The organism is Burkholderia sp. BCC1985 (assembly GCF_905339915.1).
GTDB lineage: Bacteria > Pseudomonadota > Gammaproteobacteria > Burkholderiales > Burkholderiaceae > Burkholderia.
In genome coordinates this window covers 1-16929 of sequence record NZ_CAJPGY010000077.1, presented here as the reverse complement: position 1 = coordinate 16929, position 16929 = coordinate 1, and the positions used below count along the sequence as shown (strand labels likewise).

Sequence of the window (16929 nt, the reverse complement as noted above, 5' to 3'; positions counted from 1 at the left end):
CCACGCCGCGTGGCGCCAAAGCGCAAACGCTGCAAAGTGGTGGGGCAATTCACCTCAAAGCCGACGGTGAAGCACGCACGCGCGCCCACCGGGGCCGAGCATGCTTTCGCTGCGCGTTCAAGTGAAGTCAAATTGATGATCGCAAATGCCGTGCGCCGTGAGGTCGGCCGCCAACTGCGTGCAATCGTGGTTCGACGTGAGAGCGATGCGCTCTGCGCAGTGCGCGCCTATGCTCGCGAAGTGTTCGGCACCGCGGCTAAAGCCAACCGATGGCTGGAGAGGCCCTCGGTCCGCCTCGACGGCGAGAGTCCGGTTACCTGGCTGCGAAACCACAACGATCCTGCCGATGTTTACGGCGCACTGGACGCGATTGCATATGGCACCCCGGTGTAACTGACGGCCGCATACGGGGCATCGCTGGCCGCCTCTTGCGACTGCTGCACAAACCCGCTCATTAAGATGCGTGGCTAGGTGAGCGGCTTTGTTATTGCTCAACAACTGACCCTGTTGAGAAGCCCGTAGTAGCCGCTCCCGGCAGATGCTGCACCTGAATCCCTTCTCACGGGTCAACAGAGGGCGGCCGGCTACCGCAACCGTTTAGAGATCAGCGCTATAGGCCTAGTATCGACTCACCGTTCTTTATTCGATCGAGCGAGCGTCTATCGAACAGCCAGCCGGTAAATCCTCGTTTTCCACTCAAAACCGCTTCTGGCTTCACTGCTCCATCGAATATCAATCGGAACAGGCGCTCCACCAACACGTTACGCCAAGCACACGATCGCAGCACTCGCTCGAGCACCACTTGCGAGTCGCCCACCCTATCTACCACGGGAAGACCATCCGCAATTCTTAGCACATTCCGTACCTCCGATTGATCTAAGAGCCATCCGCTTGCCGGATATCCGGCGGCCGGAAATAAGAGCGGCACCAACACCGGCCGTCGACGCCACGATATACCCAGGGAATTTAGCGAATGGGTGGTTGCCTGATCCTGCAACATTCGTCGCATCTTGGGCAGTTCGTCACGCCTTACCGCCATAAGCATGCGCCCCTTTGTAAAGGGTCGAACCTTGGACTCGACGACCCCATCTCGGGCAAATTTCCTTACCCGAACCTCTTTGACACCGAGATGCCTCGCGGCTGTTGACGCCCACATCCACGGAAGTCGGGAAACAATCGCGTTTGTTATCTCGTTTCCCCGCTCCAACACTGGCCACGGCCAGTTATCAATCAGATATTGTTGAAACCATGGGATAAGTACTTCGGCGCATTTAACATTTCGACATAACGCGACGCGCCGATATATTTCCGAGAATGTGGTGTTGATCGATCCAGTCTCATCCCCGTTTTCGAGATGCATTGCCCGCAATCTCGCCAGATAGCCGGAGGGCCACGAAGAAAATAAATCGGCGCACGGCTCGATAATCGGAATCGCTGTTTGCAAGTCCTCCAAAAAAATATAACGCCTCTGTGCGCCAGCAACCAAGTCCGTAGGCCAGGTCACGAACCAGAACAACATTTCGACCAAATCTGCAAACGAAAGCGCGTCAAACGACGTAGGTCGAATGCGCTTGCCGGGCAACTTGCTGGCAATCAATTCCGAGATTTCAACAAACTTGGACGGTGACGGTCTTATCTGTCCGTCAGCGAAAGCTGTCCCACAATCGCACTGCAGAAGCGCTTTCCTGCTCCGCAAAATCTTCTTCTCGCACACACCGCACCGATCGATCAACCAGCATTTGTGGATGGAGCAAGCGACGTACTGGCGAAGTTCCCATTCGGAAGACCAATACGACTGTTCCCGCAAACACGCCGGACAGCATCTAGCACTGCTGGAAAGCCATGCTGAAGGGACTGCTTGGCGCAACGCGGCCAACTCAGCAACGTATCGCATCGAGCCTTCCGGTGGTGCGACACGATCCCAAGACAATGCCTTCGCGAGGATCGCTGGGTCAAATGCGATTCCAAGTCGCTTCAAGCCAGACAGTTTGATCCCGTTCGCATTGGCGGCACGCATTAGGAATCCGACGCTCGCTTCTCCGACATGGATGACGGGATGCATAAATAGCCGCTGGGGCTCGCTACGCGCACTCGTCGCTTGCGCCCGATCTACCTTGTTCGTCATGCTTTCACCCTTCCAACGCGATATTTTTTAAGTCTTGTCTGAGGTACCAAAACGGTTCGCCCGCTCCGACGAGATAACGTGGTTCCGTGCTGGGGTTAAACGGGTTCAGCTTGGGCGGTACGGTCGACCATACCTCCTCTGCAAATGCCTGCTCGAACAACGGCAGACTGAGTTGCCGCTTGTTATGCTCAAACGCAAGCGACACTGCACCGTCGATGATTTTGGCCACGTAGTCGATCACGCCAGCCGAAGCCGCATACATGCGAGTGATGATCTCGGATGAATGAAGAGAAGGACACGGAAGAGGAAGTTGGCCCTGCATATGCTTCAGGACGCCAGCAAACTCCCTTCTGTCCTCGGCGACTTTCCAGTCGAACCGACGAAGCTCGTGGTGCGCTGAGAACCGCCTCGTCAATTGAGGATTGCTCTGCAGGATTCCAATGCTCGGTGGCAAGCCCGAGACAACCACGGCGACGTTGGTCTCTTCCATGAGATTCTTCAGCCAGTCAGCGGCCAACTTCGCCTCCGCCAGATGCCCAGAATCCACAAAGTGCTGAAATTCGTCAATGATCAGTAGTTCAACACGACACGTTAGAAGCAACTCTGCGACATGATCGGTTTTCTCCTGAGCGGTGCGCTTAGGGATCTTGTCTCCCAACGCAGCCAGAATCGCTTGCGCGAGATTCCTGATCGTCGGTCGAGAAGGAGTGACTATATAGAGGACCGGGATGACCGGCCCCTCAACGGTTTCAAATCTTTCGAACTTGCTGGCATAGAACTTCAGAATGCTCGACTTTCCAGTCCCTGTATGTCCACATAAAAATAGGCCGCGTGGCCCATGTAGGGCCCGCCAGCGACGGTGTGTCGTTGCAATCTTTCGAACAGCGACGCAAAATCGGTCATAGTGAATCAAGCTCGCTCGCACCGAAAATTCCGAGTCAGGTAAGCGAGTCACTTCGGTACGTGAGGTGGGTCCGATGGTCGAAAGGTAGGTCAGTGGATCCTTGCCGGCCGCGCGGATGTTAGTGTTCATGAGTCACTCCTTGATATTTAGGATTAGGTGTGCTTTCGAGCTCCGGCAGCTCGTCAATGTCGGAGCATTCAAATTCATGCCGCCCCGCTGCCGTTGCGCTTTTTCCACCTGATTCGCGAACGGGCAAATCCCTTGCAGGATTAGCAGCGAACACCATCTCACTGTCGATGATGCTGACTGTCGCCGCGCGCTTGCGATCTCGGATCTTCTTCGCCGTCAACGCTTCACGAATCAAGGACTGGATCTCGGCTTTGACGCGCAGCAGATGCTCGCTGCTCCACTTATCTCCATGCGCCTGTCTTACCCGCTGACGCATCAGGAGGTGCTGATGAAGGTTTAACCCATCGGCATAGTTAGCAAGTCGATCAATGACCGGCACCTTGAAATAGCACTCGTCCTGGTCGTCCCATACGTGGATATAACTTACATCGTCTTCATAGCGCTTGAGTTGTACATGCTTCCGATAATTTCTTGCTCGACTGAAAAGCGTTCTGAGCCTCTCGTTGCTGTAAAGCAGCCCGTCGACCTCGATACCATATCGCCAGACTCTTCTGCTCTCGGGAATTCCTGTCAGAATGTCGAGTTGCTGTGGGTATGCCGGCAGCTCAATCTTTACGTTCGGAAGTCCTTGTTGCCACTTTTGCACCGGGGTCATCCCCAGTGCGGTATGTGGCGTTTGATGATATTCGTCCACAATCCATTTCACGAGGAGCCGGGTGAGCGTCTCTATATCTATTGCTGCCTTCTTCTCAGACTCGTAGTCACCGCGCTCCTCGACACTGGCAAAAACCGTCCCGGGCAGCTTATGCATCAGGGAGCGCTGGATCGTCCCAATGACGCGCTCCACGCCCCCTTTGAACTCCGGATGACCTGCCGGGCAATACAGCATCGAGATCCCCATTTCGCTGCAAATCATTTGTACTGCGTCTGCATGCAGGTCCATGCCGTTGTCGACCGCGATCAAATACGGGATCCCATAACCAGGATGCTCACAGTGCAACCCGACGGTCTTGTCCCAACTCGTCTTTGGCAAGATTGCGCGCTTGATACATTGGATAACTGAATGTGCGGATGGAGCTCGAAAGCTCAAGTAGAAGCCGAGTATTACGCGACTGAATCTGTCGATGGCTACAGTAAGCCAAGGACGGCCAAGAGGGAGGTTCGTTAGCGCGTCGATGACCATCACATCCAGTGGCGTATGGTCTATCTCAACTCGATGAAGCGGAAAATCAGCTTTCGCAGTCCCTTGCACCCACAGCGCTTTCTTGCGCGCGGCGTTCTTGCCCAAACGCGCTTCGTCGACGACATCCTGCTCCAAGCCGCGGAGCCAGCGATATATGGTCGACGGAACTGGACATACGAGAGGTTTTTTGTCGGGTCGGTTTTCGTTATAGCGCTTGATCTTTTCCCAGAGACCAAAATAGACGTCCTGCCCGGTGAGCTTCAGAGGATCGAGGTAGATTTCGTTTACTACTTCTTCAAAGAGCGCCTGTATGACGCTACCGGGACGCCGGCCGCTCCTCGTTCGCCTGTCCACCAGCGTCGTGACGCATTTCGTATGCCTGTATCGCCCCCACCACCGTTTGGTCGTTGTAACGGACGGTGGATTCGGATCACCGATCTCCGCGGCAATCTTTGCTACCTGCTCTTGTATCCACGCATTCGTATTCGTGAAATCGCGGACAAGCCGCATCATGTATTCGTGACGATAACGCGCGGTATCTTGATGGTGCTTCGGGAATGTAGAGAGGTCCCGCGGAACGACCGTGTAGAGAATGCTCGAATCGATATTCAGGCATCTCTCGTCAATGGACATCGTATTGAGCAAGACGGCACGATAGAGTTCGTCGTCGCTCAGTGTACGGGGCTCGCCTTCGTCTGACTCGAGCTTCAGTTTTCCGAAAGCTGTTCGACCGATGAGCGTCCATCGACGCAACCCTTCGCGGAATACCAGTCCCTTCTTGAATGTAAATCGAATCATGCTTGCCCCTCAACTCTCACCTCAAGGGGCGACGAATCGACTAATCGTTGGCTCTCGTCGAATCCAAGATAGCCTGCCGCAAGCAATCGCATCACCGTCTGTGGGCCTCCAGCGATTGCACAGGCAGCCGCAAAATCGAGCGATCTACAGGCCGCGAGGCGCCCCATCAGATCCGAAAGCTGGAACCCAGATGGCGTCTGCCGATTGTGATAGCTCAGATGTTCAAGGGCCGATACTCTCGTCTCGGTCCGGAAATCTTGTTCAGTCATGATCCGGAACGCCAGGTCGAGACGAGCGTAATGCTCCGCGATGTCCTCCATCCGCGCGCGCAGCACCGGGTTACTAAGCTTCGCTGATGGCTTGATCTCAACGTGAACGATCGTGCCATCTGTCATCGTCAGTTCGAAGTCAGGGAAGTAGATGCGAACTTTCCCGTCGCGATCACGATAAGTCACACGCATCGGCTGCTCGCGGTACCGCTTGATGTTCTTCGAGAATTCGAAGTGCATAGCTGCATCAAACTCGAGGCGCGATTCACATTGCACACGCGCTCGGTTCTTTCGGGACGGGTACAGGTATCGAACTCGCCGTCCAGAGCGGGTTAACGCCTTTCGTGCAGTTTTCGTCTTTTCCATTTCACAGGCAATAGGAGGCCAACCTGCTCAGAGAGCAGGTAGAAATAGCACCGTTTTCGGGCGTACGAACGCCCAGCCGCATGAATATCGTGCGGCAATCTAGTGCAACCGGAAGGGAGGAAGGCTTGACGGGACGCGAGGACTGGACAACACTGCGAGTGTCACCACGGAGGTCGTTCAGTCCTCCTCACAAAAGCGAGCAAGCCTTCTGGTTTGTCTCGCTTTTTACATTTTGGCGCTCTCCTTGTCTCTTCTGACTACGCGACCGACGACCTGCCGGTCCGCACCTGGTTCAATTTCCCGCCGCATCGCAATCACGTCTCGAATCACCCGTATCTGAGTGTCCGTCAGCCTGTCCAGCTCGCGCCACAGCTCGCTACACAGGCAAAAGACGTCTGCCGACGCGGTTTGAGGAATAGAGAAGTGTCGCGTGGAGAGCTGCAGTGCCTCGCGCAGGCTGGAGTCTTCGTCGACCGACAGCCGCAGATATGCGGACACTCGCTCGACAAATTCGATGGAGGGAGGTCCTTTGATTCCGAGCTCGATCGCCGAGATATAGCTTTGCTCAAAGCCTATCGCTGCCGCGAGATCCATCTGACGGACACCGTAGCGGAGCCGGAGTGCGCGCAATCGTTCGGAAATTGGACTCAACGGGTTAACTCGAGGAAGACGTTCATAGCACCGGCAGATGTTATGGCGACCCTGCTCGCAAAGTCAAACCCACACCATTGATTTGAAAGCTCTTTTTTGTACGATACGCGCTAGGCAATAGGATAATTTCGACAACGTTAATCGTTGCTGAACAGGCCGCCCATAAAGGGATCCGGTATTTCCCTGCACTAGTTAGAGTGATTCCTCTAGCACGCAAAGCACCGAAGATAGGCTCAACACTGAGCTCCACAGCATCGCCTTTTGTGGTGATTCGAGATCGTTTCGATCCAAGCCTGGCAGCTAGCCATGGTCCGACGCCCCGCGGGGAACAACGCGCAAACCCAATCATTCAGAAGGATGGGCTTCTCGCCGCTTGCAAACGATTCCGACCGAGCGGTCTCACTTCTTGGCTCCCCAAAGCCTAGGATTCCGGCCAATTTAGCAACATAATTCCTAGCGTGATGATGAAGCTACAAGCGGTGGACTTCGACCGTTGCTATCTTCGTCGACCCGCAGAAACTCAAGCGCGAGGCACACATGTCCAGCATCAATGAAACCGCCGATGGTGAATCACCGGCAGCGAGTCCGAATTCCAACATCCCATTCGCCGTGATCGACATGCTCACTGCACAGGTTCAGAAGATCGTTGACGAATCTGGGAATCCTAAGGACTTTGACTCGCGAGCGTGGGTGGTTGACTGGCTGCACTCATCGATTCCGGCTCTTGGTGGGAGACGGCCCGCAGATTACCTTCATACATCCGATGGCATTGATCTAATTTCGAGGATGCTCGCGAGCTTGCAAATGGGTACCTACTGGTAGATCTATTTGGCATACGGCGGTGCATGGCCGTTCGAGCCGGCGTCTGACGGCGCCCAGCGATGCCGGAACTGAGATAGAGCGCCGATGTAGTACGTGAAACTCAACGAGCCCACCTGACGCGATCATAGGCCACGGGTACCAATTTTCGCTACCATTCAGCGACTTATGAAGTATCATCGCGATGACTGAACAAAAGTAATAACTTCTCTAGGGGCGACGTTGGCAGTCTACGTAGACAATGCTCGCATTGCATGGCGAGGTCGCCAGTGGTGCCATCTGGTAGCTGATTCGCTGGATGAGCTTCACAGGTTTGCGACATTGCTCGGGCTGAGACGCGGTTGGTTTCAGGCCCAGGCGTCGTTGCCACACTACGATGTCACCGTCGAAGTTCGAGACATAGCGCTAAGTCGTGGTGCCCAAGCTGCTGACAGGCGGACTTTGGTAATTCGGGGACGCCAGTTGAAACGCGAGCTTCAGGCACAAATTGCATTCCACGATAGCCAGCTCAAATTATTTGACTGACTTCGCGACAGCTATAAACGGGCATGACGCTATTGCTGGCCGCATCAGAGTGCGGTCCATAAGAGTCTGATCATGTATCTGAGCGCCGAAACTCTGGATGACCTACTAATCAAGGTCTACAAACGTCTCCTGAGACGGAGAGGAGCGAATGAAATTAGCCCTCGCAAAGGCGCGGCGACAGAGATATTCGGCGTCCTACTTCAAATTACCAACCCCCGCGCTAGACTCAGCCGCACTGAGCTAAAAAGTACGTTCTACAGTTGTGTCGGTGAATTTCTTTGGTATTTGTCTGGTACCAACAAACTAGACTTCATTGAGTATTACATCCGAGATTATGTGAAATCCTCGGACGATAAAAAAACAATCTACGGGGCGTACGGACCGCGACTTTTCAGCCTGAACGGCATCGATCAAGTCGACAACGTCATCAAGTTGCTTCAAGCATGGCCCAATTCGAGGCGAGCTGTCATCCAGCTCTTTCGGGCCGAGGACCTCGCAACGGATCTTGAGACGTCGCTCAAGGACATTCCTTGTACCTGCACGTTGCAGTTCAGTGTCCGCAGGGGGCAGCTGCAAATGCTCACCATGATGCGGTCCAACGACGCGTACAAAGGACTTCCCCACGATGTCTTCGCTTTCACCATGCTGCAAGAAATCATGGCGCGCAAGCTGGGTGTAGAGGTTGGAACGTATCGGCATACCGTCGGCAGTTTTCACTTGTATGCGGAAGACGCGGAGAAGGCTGCTGAGTACCTCGAGGAAGGCGTACAAGCACGTGTCCCAATGCCTGCGATGCCACACGGCGATCAGCAGACGTCCATCGAGATGTTGTTGAAGGCCGAGGAAAACATTCGGCAGGGCAGACGCCCACGAATTGCACAAATGCACCCGTACTGGGCCGACCTCGCACGACTGCTCCAAGTCTACCGATATTCGATTAAGCCAACTAAGGCTCATCGCGAGCGCATCGAACGAGTAAAGAGTCAAATGCATTCTGACGTGTACGACATGTATATCGAGAAACGGGAACGCCGAAAGGCAGCCCCGTTCCCAGTGGAACAGCCTCTCTTTCCGCTTAGTGAATTCGATTCGCCGACGCCCGACGCATGTTCCAAATAGTGAAGCTGGACAGCGCCAGATACACCGAACACCTTCCGCATCTGTCAAACGACAATGGCAAAATACGACCGAGAACTTGCAGCGCGCCTTGAAAAACAGCTACGTGACTACCGGGTGGACGGACAACCGTTGCCCGGCGTCGCAAGTCCGGCGGCGTTAACCACGCTTGTTGAGCAAATGGTGGAAAGCGTCCATCGAGTGGACTTCGTGAAACGGATTCGCGACAAGAAGGACAAAATTTCTGAGCGCAGAACCGACCCGAAGGACGATATGTTCGAGCCTATCCGGGCCGCCGTATGGCATATGGAACACGGAAATATCGACGAGGCATTCTGGATAGTCTTCCTATTCGTCACCTGCGGCCGCAATCTGAAGACAGGGTACGGTCTACTGCGAATGGTGTACGGGGCATTCAAAGATCAGTTCGTCTGGACGTGGGAACATTACAATAGCGAAAAAGACGGCTTCACTCTATGGTTACATGATCGCCTGCCAGCAATAGAGAAAGAGAAGGCTCGCTTCAAATTCGGGAACCACCGCCAGTATGAAAGCATCAGTCAGCTTGACAACGTCCTGCGAAGCTATGCCGGCTGGGTTGGTCCCGAGCGGTCCCACGTCACCATGATTGAATCGATGAAGGCGGTGGTTGGCAACGATCCCAGGATGCTTTTCGCCCACCTCTACAAAACCATGAACGCAGTCGAGCGGTTTGGACGACTAGGCAAATTCGACTACCTGACGATGGTCGGCAAAGTAGGCCTCGCCGACATCGAACCGCCCTCCGCGTATATGACGGAGGCAACGGGGCCCGCTTCGGGAGCGCAGTTGCTGTTCGGGGTGCCGGGAATGGGGCAAAAATCCCGCAAGAGGATGGACGAACTCGCGATCGCACTCGACGGCGAATTGAAACTTGGCATGCAGGTAATCGAGGACTCACTCTGTAACTGGCAGAAAAGTCCCGAAAAGTTCGTCGCTTTCAGGGGCTGATTTCAGCTCCATGTGTAGCGAGTCTTCAGCTTGTTGAAGTGCTCGCGCTTCACGAGGCCACGATGCTGCAGTTGTCCAACGACGATTCCCATGGATACACCAGCATCGCGGGCCAATCGGGCGATGCCAAATTTACTCTTCGCGGCCTCGGGCATCCTCGGATGAAAGGCCGATGGCAGTAGTTGCTCAGCCGCGAACTGGTTCGCCTCTTCTTCCATCGGCGATTTTGGACCGTCCATAGTTGTCTCGAGAATCAACGACTCCGTGTCGTAGTGCAACACAAGGTGACCCGCTTCGTGGAAGAAAGAGAACCAGAACTGATCATCACTCAGATAACGGACAGACAACAACAAGACCGCCTTCGTCGGCGTAGCAAAGAATGTCGCCCCACTAGCCCTGCATCCCGGAGGGGCCTTCACTAGAACGACCGCCACACCGGCTTCCGCACATAGCCGCTGGAGCTCCGGAATAAAATCGGCAGGGTTGGGACGTAGCGTAAGTTCTCGGACTCTCGACAGTTGCTTTTCGAACAGCGCCGGATTCCAATCTTCGCAAACAATTTGGTCAGCCAGCACCTCCCCACGCCTCAACCACGCAGCAGTCGCTGGTGCACTTTCGACGTATGCTTCCGTTGTCCGGAACGCAGCGGCTTCTCTGGTTCCTCCGTACGTCCTGTTCCACGCGTCGAGATTCGGTACACCGAAGAACTCGAGGCATTCGCGCAATTTGGCCTTCTTATCCACGGCTCCGTCTATCCAGCCAAGGTCGACCATCTGCTTAAGGGGAAGGCTCTTGAGCCATGCCTTGTAATCGGCGGTTTCCGGGTCCACGCCCACGGTCAGCTCCGCCAGTTGCTCGCGGTACTGCTCTTCTCGACGAAGCCAGAAGGCGGCCGACGCACCGAGTGTGGCCTCCAGTTGAGTCGCGACGGAGGCGGTCAAAGCCGATTTACCTGTCAGCAGGTCGTCGAACTCGTCGACCGACAGGTTCATCGACTGCGCCACCTGGTCCCGTGGCATTCTTCTCGACGCCAACAGGTCAGAGATGGTCCGGCCAGGCGGAACCGCCCAAGTGGGCGAAAAATCGGCTTCAGTTCTCATTGGCAGGTTCAATCGACAGAATTTTCAGGCGCGTGACTCGCTTCCAATCGAGCTGCCCGTCAACCAACCGGGGTTCAGGACGGTTGTTTGCGGTCGCAGTGACAGTGTAGCCACCTTCAATATAGATAAAAATCCGGACATCTGAACTTGTGTCGAATGCAGCGAAGCCCAACTCCACCACATCGACGGGGGAGGTGCACGCGCAAACGTCGGCGATTCGCGCGTGCAGGGAACGTGCCGCACCTTCCCCAAGACTTCGCTTTGCGGATACCGTGCTTTCGCATATCTGACGAAGCTTCACAGTTTGAAAAGCCAGTTGTATCGACATCGGGGCGTATGGATACGCGTTTGTCGCTCAGCGTCGCCTCGAGCGACTCTCATGTCGAGTGCGTCGCGACTTTGTTGTTGACGGGACGTGGGGCGCTGAGGGCTCTCACACCAGTGGTAGGAAATGTCTTGTCCGGACCGTATCTTAACAACAAGACGAGTTACGGCGGCATCAAAAAGGAGAACCCTGTGCCCCGAACGTGGCCTCGTCGTCCCCATCACACTGATCAACCATCGTCCGCGTTCTTGGGTGCTTTCCAAAATTTATTTAACTCAGCCAATGCCGCCTCCTTACTTACCCCACCATCCCTCAGCCTGGAAATTGCTGTCGACATCACTTTTAATGCCGTTGCTTTATCCGACGCAGCTGGCAGTTTCTGAAGAGTCGCAACAATATCATTAGCCGATTCACCAAGCTCCATAGCGACGTGCAACGCTCGTGTCGCAACGACAGACAAAATAGGAAAAGGAATTCTATAGTCAATATCACCCGGACCGCAAAATTCTCCATCCGGACCTACATCTACGTATAGGGATGCATTTCTCGGATGAAGGCCAAATGTGAAGAGCCCTTCCGACGCAGCTATCAGATCTTGATCCACGACGCCCGAATCTAACTGCAACTTAATCAATTGTATGCTGAACTGAGCAAGCTTGGAGTCGTGACTACGGAATCGGCGCCAGAATCGCTTCCAATCGGGCGGATTCGCTTGAATAACGCGCTTCCCGGCAAGTTGCAGCACAAAGAATTTTGCGAGCTCCTCACACGACGTATGCGCAAGTGTGTAGGCCCTCGCGTAACAGCCTTCCTCGGCCAGCAATGTAGCGTCGTTGAGAAGTTTTGAAGCGTTCTCACGGCATTTCAGCATCCCGAATGCGATTTGTGCAGCGGTCAGTTCTGGATATTTTTTCGTCGAGTTCATCGGAAGAATTAACAATTAAATTACATGTTCATTCTTGCGTCACGATTTTACGAGGCAATGCGCCCGTTCATCAGTAGGGCTATTGTTGCTTTACTCCGCGCCCGGACACTCGGCCTACAAATCAGCATTGGCATTATACAATTATTTTAACACTCAGATTTCCCCAATAGTGCTGACAGGCACTTATTACTTTCGAATAGATCTAAACGGCAAAGCGATACTACTCTCTGTCGACACTGGCGCTTGGGAATTACCAACCGCCGACCGCAACCGAGCTACGTTTGGTTTACCTTGGAAATACCCCTCTGGAAGACCAACCAGCATTTCGATATCGTGTGCCATCAAACCAATATGGCGAGGAATTGTATCAAGCGGCATTACGTTTTCCTCAACCAACAAATCAATAGTGCGACGTAGCAAGCGAGGCTGTTCCGACGCCCGATCTCCGTCTCCCGGCTCACGGATGTTGCGATCGGCTGGATTTACAAGATGTCGTGAGTGCAGGTCGTCGCACTGGCTGACTGCCCGCGTCCGCGCCTTATAGGCCATTCACATTAGCACTGAAGTACTATTGAAAAACGAGAATCAATAGATCGGTTCAAATACTGCAAAAAAGGCCAGCTTTTCTGCAAACCTACAAGCCCTTTCCTGCAGCCCCTCCCATCAGAATCCGCCCCCAATAATCCTCCTTGACACCCTATCTTTCGATATATATCTTTAGATATGTTTTACGACATATAGGACACGATCATGCGACACAACTCCTCCCGCGGCCATGCCCGATGCGACGGTCATGGTGCGCATGCGGGCCCTGACTGGTACACCAGTGTCTGGCAACTGATCGGCCGCCATCGGCGCGGCCACGATCCGTTCGGCGGCGGCCCGTTCGGTGGCCGTGGCGGACGCGGCGGCTTTGGCGATTTCGGCGACGACGGCATGCCGCGCGGCCGCCAGTTCAGCTCCGACGATCTCCAGCTGCTGCTGCTCGCGCTGGTCGCCGAGCAACCGAGCCACGGTTACGAACTGATCAAGGCGCTCGATACGCGCTCGAACGGCTTCTACAGCCCGAGCCCCGGCATGGTGTATCCGGCGCTCACGTATCTCGACGAAGTCGGCTTCGTCGCGTCGCAGGCGGAAGGCAACCGCAAGCGCTATGCGCTGACCGACGCCGGCCGCGCGCATCTCGATGCACAGCGCGAACGCGTCGACACCTTGTTCGCGCGCCTCACGCACCTCGCACGCAAGATGGAATTCATGCGTCGCGCGTTCGCCGGCGAGGCGGCGGGCAGCGAGGCACAGGACGACACGCAGCCCGGCTGGCTGCCGGAGTTCGTCGAGGCCCGCCTCGCACTGAAGCGGGCGCTGCTCCACAAGAGCGCGGCCGATGCCGACGAACAGCGGCGCATCGCGGCAATCATGCGCCGCGCGACGGCCGAAATCGAAGGCGGCACCGGCGCGTAACCCGCGCCGTCCCGTCAAAACCCAAGGAGTACGGATTGATGCAGAACCCCTCCGAACGCGCCGTCACCCGCGTGCGCCATACCCTCAAGTTCCGCCTGCTGCAGGTCGTGCGCGTGCACGCCGTGACGCCGCACCTGCTGCGCGTCACCCTCGGCGGCCCCGACCTCGCGGATTTCGAATCGTCGTCGTTCGACGATCACGTGAAGGTGTTCTTCCCGCCGCCCGGCGCCGAACGCCCCGCGATGCCGACGCTCGGCGCGAACGGCCCCGAGTTTCCCGAAGGCGAACCGAAGCCGGTCGCGCGCGATTTCACGCCGCGCCGTTTCGACCGCGCCGCCTGCGAACTCGATCTGGAATTCGTGCTGAACCATCCGGGCCCCGCATCGCAGTGGGCGGCACAGGCACGCATCGGCCAATGGCTCGGCATCGGCGGCCCGCGCGGATCGTTCGTGGTCCCGATCGATTTCGACTGGCATCTGCTGATCGGCGACGATACGGCGCTGCCGGCGGTCGCGCGGCGTCTCGAGCAATTGCCGGCCGGCGCACGCACGGCGGTCGTGCTGGAAGTCGCGGATCGCACCGCGCAGATCGCGTTCGATACGCGTGCCGACGTGCATGAAATCTGGCGCTTTCGCGCCGAAGCCGACGCCGCGGACGGCGACCTGCTGCTGAACGCGGTGCGCGAGCTGCCGCTGCCGTCCTCCGGCGACGGTTACGTGTGGGCGGCAGGCGAAGCGCAATCGATGCGCGCGGTGCGTCAGCACCTGACCGGCGAGCGCGGCGTCGACAAGTCGCGCATCCGCGCGGCGGCCTACTGGAAGCGCGGCGCGACGGCCGTGCACGAAACGCTGGAAGACTGAAGCGAACGGGTGCCCGCGCACGGGCGGGCTTGGCATCGGCGGGGCGGCTGGTATATATCTGTGTCTGCGACGCCGCTGTCGGGCGACAGCCGCCGCAGCCCGCCCAGGAGCGCCCGGTCATGACAAGAGAAAGCCACGCTTCGCCTTTCCTTCGCAATCTGAAGATCGCCGGTTATTGCAGCCTGGCGGTCGTCGTGCTCGCGCTGTTCGTCGCGATGTGCGCGATCCTGAAGGAAAGCGCGCTCGACCGTGACGCCGCACGGCATCCGGGCGAGACACCCGAACTGCATGAAGCGGGCGGCGGCCCGTCCGCTTCGGCGGAAGCGGCCAAGACGCCCGGTTGACGGCGTCCGGCCTGCACTTCTCCCGCGTAGTCCTGCCGCTCAGGGCGTGCGCTCGCGCCCCATCAGCACCGCGTGCACGACGTCGCCGATCCGTTCGAGCAGTTCGACCACGCGTTGTCCGTACAGGTGCGCGGCCAGCGCGCCGGCCGTGCCGACCAGCACGCCGCCGGCCATGTCGAACGGCCAGTGCACGCCCGCATACACACGCCCCCATGCAATCGCGACGGCCATCGCGGCCATCACGACGCCGGTAAGCCGCGTGGTACCGGCGAGCATCATGCCGACCGCGAGACTCCAGGCAAACGTCATGTGATCGCTTGGAAACGAGCTGTCCGGCGCATGCGGAATCAGTTGCGTGCCGATTCCGGCCATGAACGGCCGCGGCGAAAACCAGAAATGCCCGATCACCTGCGCGAGCGCCAGCGCCACACACGTGCCGACGCCGGCCTCGATCGCCTGGCGGCGCGTCGGGCGTTCGCCGAAGATCCAGGTCAGCAGCAACATCGCGGGCAGCGCATAGACGAGCCAGTCGGCGGCGAAGATCGCGAGGTGGGCAACGCCGGGGTGCGGCGCGGCGCCGGCATTGAAGGCGGAAAACAGGGTGAGATTGAGGTTCTGCATGAATCCGGTTGCGTGGGATGTCGTGACGGGACCGGCGGTGCCGGTCGGATGCGAACGATGCTAGTGCTCACTCGCTTAAGCAGTGCTTAACGCGACGGACGGCCGGTGACCGGACCGGGGCCCGCGCGCGAACGCACTTAGAGCCTGTACTGCAACACAAGTTCACACAATTGTCACATTCACGCGCGACTGTCTCCCGTAAAAGCTCACCGACCATCCCGTAAAGGCTCACCTTTTTCACATCGTGGCGTCACCGACCCGTGCGAGTATCGGACCGCTCACACGCGCCATGCCGTTTGCACCGTTCGTCTCAATATTTGCCTCGCAAATCATTCGAAATCGGCAACAATTAATTCCATATGCGGCATCGCACAACGGCAACGCACAGGCATAGGATTACGAGCTTACGAGCACTCATCCACGAAGCGATCAACAACAAGGAGTCCGCATGAAACCCAGCGATGTCCGATCGAAAGCGTTTGCGATGCCGTTGACCAGCCCGGCCTTTCCGATGGGCCCGTACCGTTTCGTCGATCGTGAGTTTCTGATCATCACGTACCGCACCGATCCGGACCGTCTGCGTGAAATCGTGCCCGAGCCGTTGCAGGTCAAAGAGCCGCTCGTCCATTACGAATTCATTCGCATGGCCGATTCGACCGGCTTCGGCGACTACACGGAAAGCGGCCAGGTGATCCCCGTCGAGTACAACGGCCAGGCCGGCGGCTACACGCTCGCGATGTATCTCGACGATCACCCGCCGATCGCCGGCGGCCGCGAGCTTTGGGGTTTCCCGAAAAAACTCGCGTCACCCACGCTGCACGTGAACACCGACCACCTGCTGGGCACGCTCGACTACGGCAAGGTGCGCGTCGCGACCGGCACGATGGGCTACAAGCACAAGGAACTCGACATCGACGAGCAGACGAAGCGCCTCGGGGGCCCGAACTTCCTGCTGAAGATCATCCCGCACGTCGACGGCACCGCACGCGTGTGCGAACTGGTGCGCTACTACATGCAGGACATCAGGATGAAGGGCGCGTGGACGGGCCCCGCGTCGCTCGAACTGGCACCGCACGCGCTCGCGCCGGTGGCCGACCTGCCGGTGCTCGAGATCGTCGAAGCGCGCCACCTCGTCGCGGATTTGACACTCGGCCTCGGCGAAGTCGTCTACGATTACCTGGCTCAGTAACACGTCCGCAGTCCTTTCTCCCTGTCAATCCTTTCACCACGGGAATTCGAAATGAGCAACCTGAATGGCAAGACCGCAGTCGTCACGGGCGCCGCAAGCGGCATCGGCAAGGAAATCGCGCTGGAGCTCGCGAAAGCGGGCGCGGCCGTGGCGATCGCCGACCTGAACCAGGACGGCGCAAACGCGGTTGCCGACGAGATCGTCAAGGCAGGCGGCAAGGCGATCGGCG

19 protein-coding genes are annotated in these 16929 nt (G+C 57.1%); 10 read left to right on the top strand and 9 right to left on the bottom strand.

The window, feature by feature from the left end; genetic code table 11:
• A partial coding sequence (locus U4Z31_RS35970) for an MbcA/ParS/Xre antitoxin family protein (protein WP_321812885.1) occupies positions 1-393 on the top strand: 393 nt, incomplete at its 5' end.
• A 217-nt stretch (positions 394-610) separates the two neighbouring features.
• On the opposite strand, the gene U4Z31_RS35965 is transcribed toward U4Z31_RS35970, so the two are convergent.
• From U4Z31_RS35965 to U4Z31_RS35945, 5 genes are all read right to left on the bottom strand, one after another.
• Entirely contained in the window at positions 611-2125 is a 1515-nt protein-coding gene (locus U4Z31_RS35965; protein ID WP_321812884.1) for a TniQ family protein, read from the bottom strand.
• A gap of 4 nt (positions 2126-2129) precedes the next feature.
• Entirely contained in the window at positions 2130-3158 is a 1029-nt protein-coding gene (locus tag U4Z31_RS35960) for a TniB family NTP-binding protein (protein WP_321812883.1), read from the bottom strand.
• Positions 3148-5139 (bottom strand): Mu transposase C-terminal domain-containing protein, encoded by a 1992-nt coding sequence (locus U4Z31_RS35955; RefSeq protein ID WP_321812882.1) that lies wholly within the window; start codon positions 5137-5139, stop codon positions 3148-3150. The genes U4Z31_RS35960 and U4Z31_RS35955 overlap by 11 nt, the downstream gene beginning before the upstream one ends.
• Positions 5136-5648 (bottom strand): TnsA endonuclease N-terminal domain-containing protein, encoded by a 513-nt coding sequence (locus tag U4Z31_RS35950; protein WP_059698641.1) that lies wholly within the window; start codon positions 5646-5648, stop codon positions 5136-5138. Before U4Z31_RS35950 ends, U4Z31_RS35955 begins: the two co-directional genes overlap by 4 nt.
• Before the next feature lie 351 nt (positions 5649-5999).
• Positions 6000-6404: a helix-turn-helix domain-containing protein gene (locus tag U4Z31_RS35945; protein ID WP_257140305.1), complete on the bottom strand. Its 405-nt coding sequence runs from the start codon at positions 6402-6404 to the stop codon at positions 6000-6002.
• A 558-nt stretch (positions 6405-6962) separates the two neighbouring features.
• On the opposite strand from U4Z31_RS35945, the gene U4Z31_RS35940 reads away from it, so the two are divergent.
• The 4 genes from U4Z31_RS35940 (at position 6963) to U4Z31_RS35925 (ending at position 9875) form a co-directional block, all read left to right on the top strand.
• The gene (locus tag U4Z31_RS35940) at positions 6963-7247 is read left to right on the top strand and encodes an MbcA/ParS/Xre antitoxin family protein (RefSeq protein ID WP_321812881.1); all 285 of its coding nucleotides are present in this window, start codon (positions 6963-6965) and stop codon (positions 7245-7247) included.
• A gap of 219 nt (positions 7248-7466) precedes the next feature.
• Complete coding sequence (locus U4Z31_RS35935) at positions 7467-7769, top strand: DUF4031 domain-containing protein (RefSeq protein ID WP_082721847.1); 303 nt, start codon at positions 7467-7469, stop codon at positions 7767-7769.
• A gap of 72 nt (positions 7770-7841) precedes the next feature.
• Complete coding sequence (locus U4Z31_RS35930; protein WP_321812880.1) at positions 7842-8888, top strand: thymidylate synthase; 1047 nt, start codon at positions 7842-7844, stop codon at positions 8886-8888.
• 54 nt (positions 8889-8942) lie between these two features.
• Positions 8943-9875: a hypothetical protein gene (locus U4Z31_RS35925; RefSeq protein WP_321812879.1), complete on the top strand. Its 933-nt coding sequence runs from the start codon at positions 8943-8945 to the stop codon at positions 9873-9875.
• A 2-nt stretch (positions 9876-9877) separates the two neighbouring features.
• Here U4Z31_RS35925 and U4Z31_RS35920 read toward each other — a convergent pair whose 3' ends face one another.
• The 3 genes from U4Z31_RS35920 to U4Z31_RS35910 form a co-directional block, all read right to left on the bottom strand.
• Positions 9878-10867 carry an ImmA/IrrE family metallo-endopeptidase gene (locus U4Z31_RS35920; protein WP_321812878.1) on the bottom strand — a complete coding sequence of 330 codons (990 nt, stop codon included), beginning with the start codon at positions 10865-10867 and terminating at the stop codon, positions 9878-9880.
• A 97-nt stretch (positions 10868-10964) separates the two neighbouring features.
• Positions 10965-11303 (bottom strand): hypothetical protein, encoded by a 339-nt coding sequence (locus tag U4Z31_RS35915; RefSeq protein WP_321812877.1) that lies wholly within the window; start codon positions 11301-11303, stop codon positions 10965-10967.
• Between the two features lie 226 nt (positions 11304-11529).
• The gene (locus U4Z31_RS35910) at positions 11530-12225 is read right to left on the bottom strand and encodes an AbiV family abortive infection protein (protein WP_321812876.1); all 696 of its coding nucleotides are present in this window, start codon (positions 12223-12225) and stop codon (positions 11530-11532) included.
• 750 nt (positions 12226-12975) lie between these two features.
• On the opposite strand from U4Z31_RS35910, the gene U4Z31_RS35905 reads away from it, so the two are divergent.
• From U4Z31_RS35905 to U4Z31_RS35895, 3 genes are all read left to right on the top strand, one after another.
• Positions 12976-13686, top strand: a complete 711-nt coding sequence (locus tag U4Z31_RS35905; RefSeq protein WP_044846504.1) for a PadR family transcriptional regulator — start codon at positions 12976-12978, stop codon at positions 13684-13686.
• Between the two features lie 38 nt (positions 13687-13724).
• The gene (locus U4Z31_RS35900) at positions 13725-14546 is read left to right on the top strand and encodes a siderophore-interacting protein (protein ID WP_321812875.1); all 822 of its coding nucleotides are present in this window, start codon (positions 13725-13727) and stop codon (positions 14544-14546) included.
• Between the two features lie 119 nt (positions 14547-14665).
• Positions 14666-14890 carry a hypothetical protein gene (locus U4Z31_RS35895; RefSeq protein WP_044846506.1) on the top strand — a complete coding sequence of 75 codons (225 nt, stop codon included), beginning with the start codon at positions 14666-14668 and terminating at the stop codon, positions 14888-14890.
• 39 nt (positions 14891-14929) lie between these two features.
• On the opposite strand, the gene U4Z31_RS35890 is transcribed toward U4Z31_RS35895, so the two are convergent.
• Entirely contained in the window at positions 14930-15511 is a 582-nt protein-coding gene (locus U4Z31_RS35890; protein WP_044846507.1) for an undecaprenyl-diphosphatase, read from the bottom strand.
• A 448-nt stretch (positions 15512-15959) separates the two neighbouring features.
• Between U4Z31_RS35890 and U4Z31_RS35885 the strand changes: the two genes are divergently transcribed.
• Positions 15960-16700, top strand: coding sequence for an acetoacetate decarboxylase (locus tag U4Z31_RS35885; RefSeq protein ID WP_321812874.1), 741 nt, complete (start codon positions 15960-15962; stop codon positions 16698-16700).
• A 51-nt stretch (positions 16701-16751) separates the two neighbouring features.
• Positions 16752-16929, top strand: a 178-nt coding sequence (locus U4Z31_RS35880; RefSeq protein WP_321812886.1) for an SDR family NAD(P)-dependent oxidoreductase, incomplete at its 3' end; no start/stop codon positions are given.

What these genes read in the sequence shown, in the direction of transcription:
- U4Z31_RS35960 (WP_321812883.1), bottom strand. Translation starts at nt 3,158, where the DNA reads ATGAACACTAACATCCGCGCGGCCGGCAAGGATCCACTGACCTACCTT.
- U4Z31_RS35955 (WP_321812882.1), bottom strand. Translation starts at nt 5,139, where the DNA reads ATGATTCGATTTACATTCAAGAAGGGACTGGTATTCCGCGAAGGGTTG.
- U4Z31_RS35920 (WP_321812878.1), bottom strand. Translation starts at nt 10,867, where the DNA reads ATGAACCTGTCGGTCGACGAGTTCGACGACCTGCTGACAGGTAAATCG.
- U4Z31_RS35925 (WP_321812879.1), top strand. Translation starts at nt 8,943, where the DNA reads ATGGCAAAATACGACCGAGAACTTGCAGCGCGCCTTGAAAAACAGCTA.
- U4Z31_RS35885 (WP_321812874.1), top strand. Translation starts at nt 15,960, where the DNA reads ATGAAACCCAGCGATGTCCGATCGAAAGCGTTTGCGATGCCGTTGACC.
- U4Z31_RS35965 (WP_321812884.1), bottom strand. Translation starts at nt 2,125, where the DNA reads ATGACGAACAAGGTAGATCGGGCGCAAGCGACGAGTGCGCGTAGCGAG.
- U4Z31_RS35890 (WP_044846507.1), bottom strand. Translation starts at nt 15,511, where the DNA reads ATGCAGAACCTCAATCTCACCCTGTTTTCCGCCTTCAATGCCGGCGCC.
- U4Z31_RS35940 (WP_321812881.1), top strand. Translation starts at nt 6,963, where the DNA reads ATGTCCAGCATCAATGAAACCGCCGATGGTGAATCACCGGCAGCGAGT.
- U4Z31_RS35905 (WP_044846504.1), top strand. Translation starts at nt 12,976, where the DNA reads ATGCGACACAACTCCTCCCGCGGCCATGCCCGATGCGACGGTCATGGT.
- U4Z31_RS35895 (WP_044846506.1), top strand. Translation starts at nt 14,666, where the DNA reads ATGACAAGAGAAAGCCACGCTTCGCCTTTCCTTCGCAATCTGAAGATC.
- U4Z31_RS35900 (WP_321812875.1), top strand. Translation starts at nt 13,725, where the DNA reads ATGCAGAACCCCTCCGAACGCGCCGTCACCCGCGTGCGCCATACCCTC.
- U4Z31_RS35910 (WP_321812876.1), bottom strand. Translation starts at nt 12,225, where the DNA reads ATGAACTCGACGAAAAAATATCCAGAACTGACCGCTGCACAAATCGCA.
- U4Z31_RS35930 (WP_321812880.1), top strand. Translation starts at nt 7,842, where the DNA reads ATGTATCTGAGCGCCGAAACTCTGGATGACCTACTAATCAAGGTCTAC.
- U4Z31_RS35950 (WP_059698641.1), bottom strand. Translation starts at nt 5,648, where the DNA reads ATGCACTTCGAATTCTCGAAGAACATCAAGCGGTACCGCGAGCAGCCG.
- U4Z31_RS35915 (WP_321812877.1), bottom strand. Translation starts at nt 11,303, where the DNA reads ATGTCGATACAACTGGCTTTTCAAACTGTGAAGCTTCGTCAGATATGC.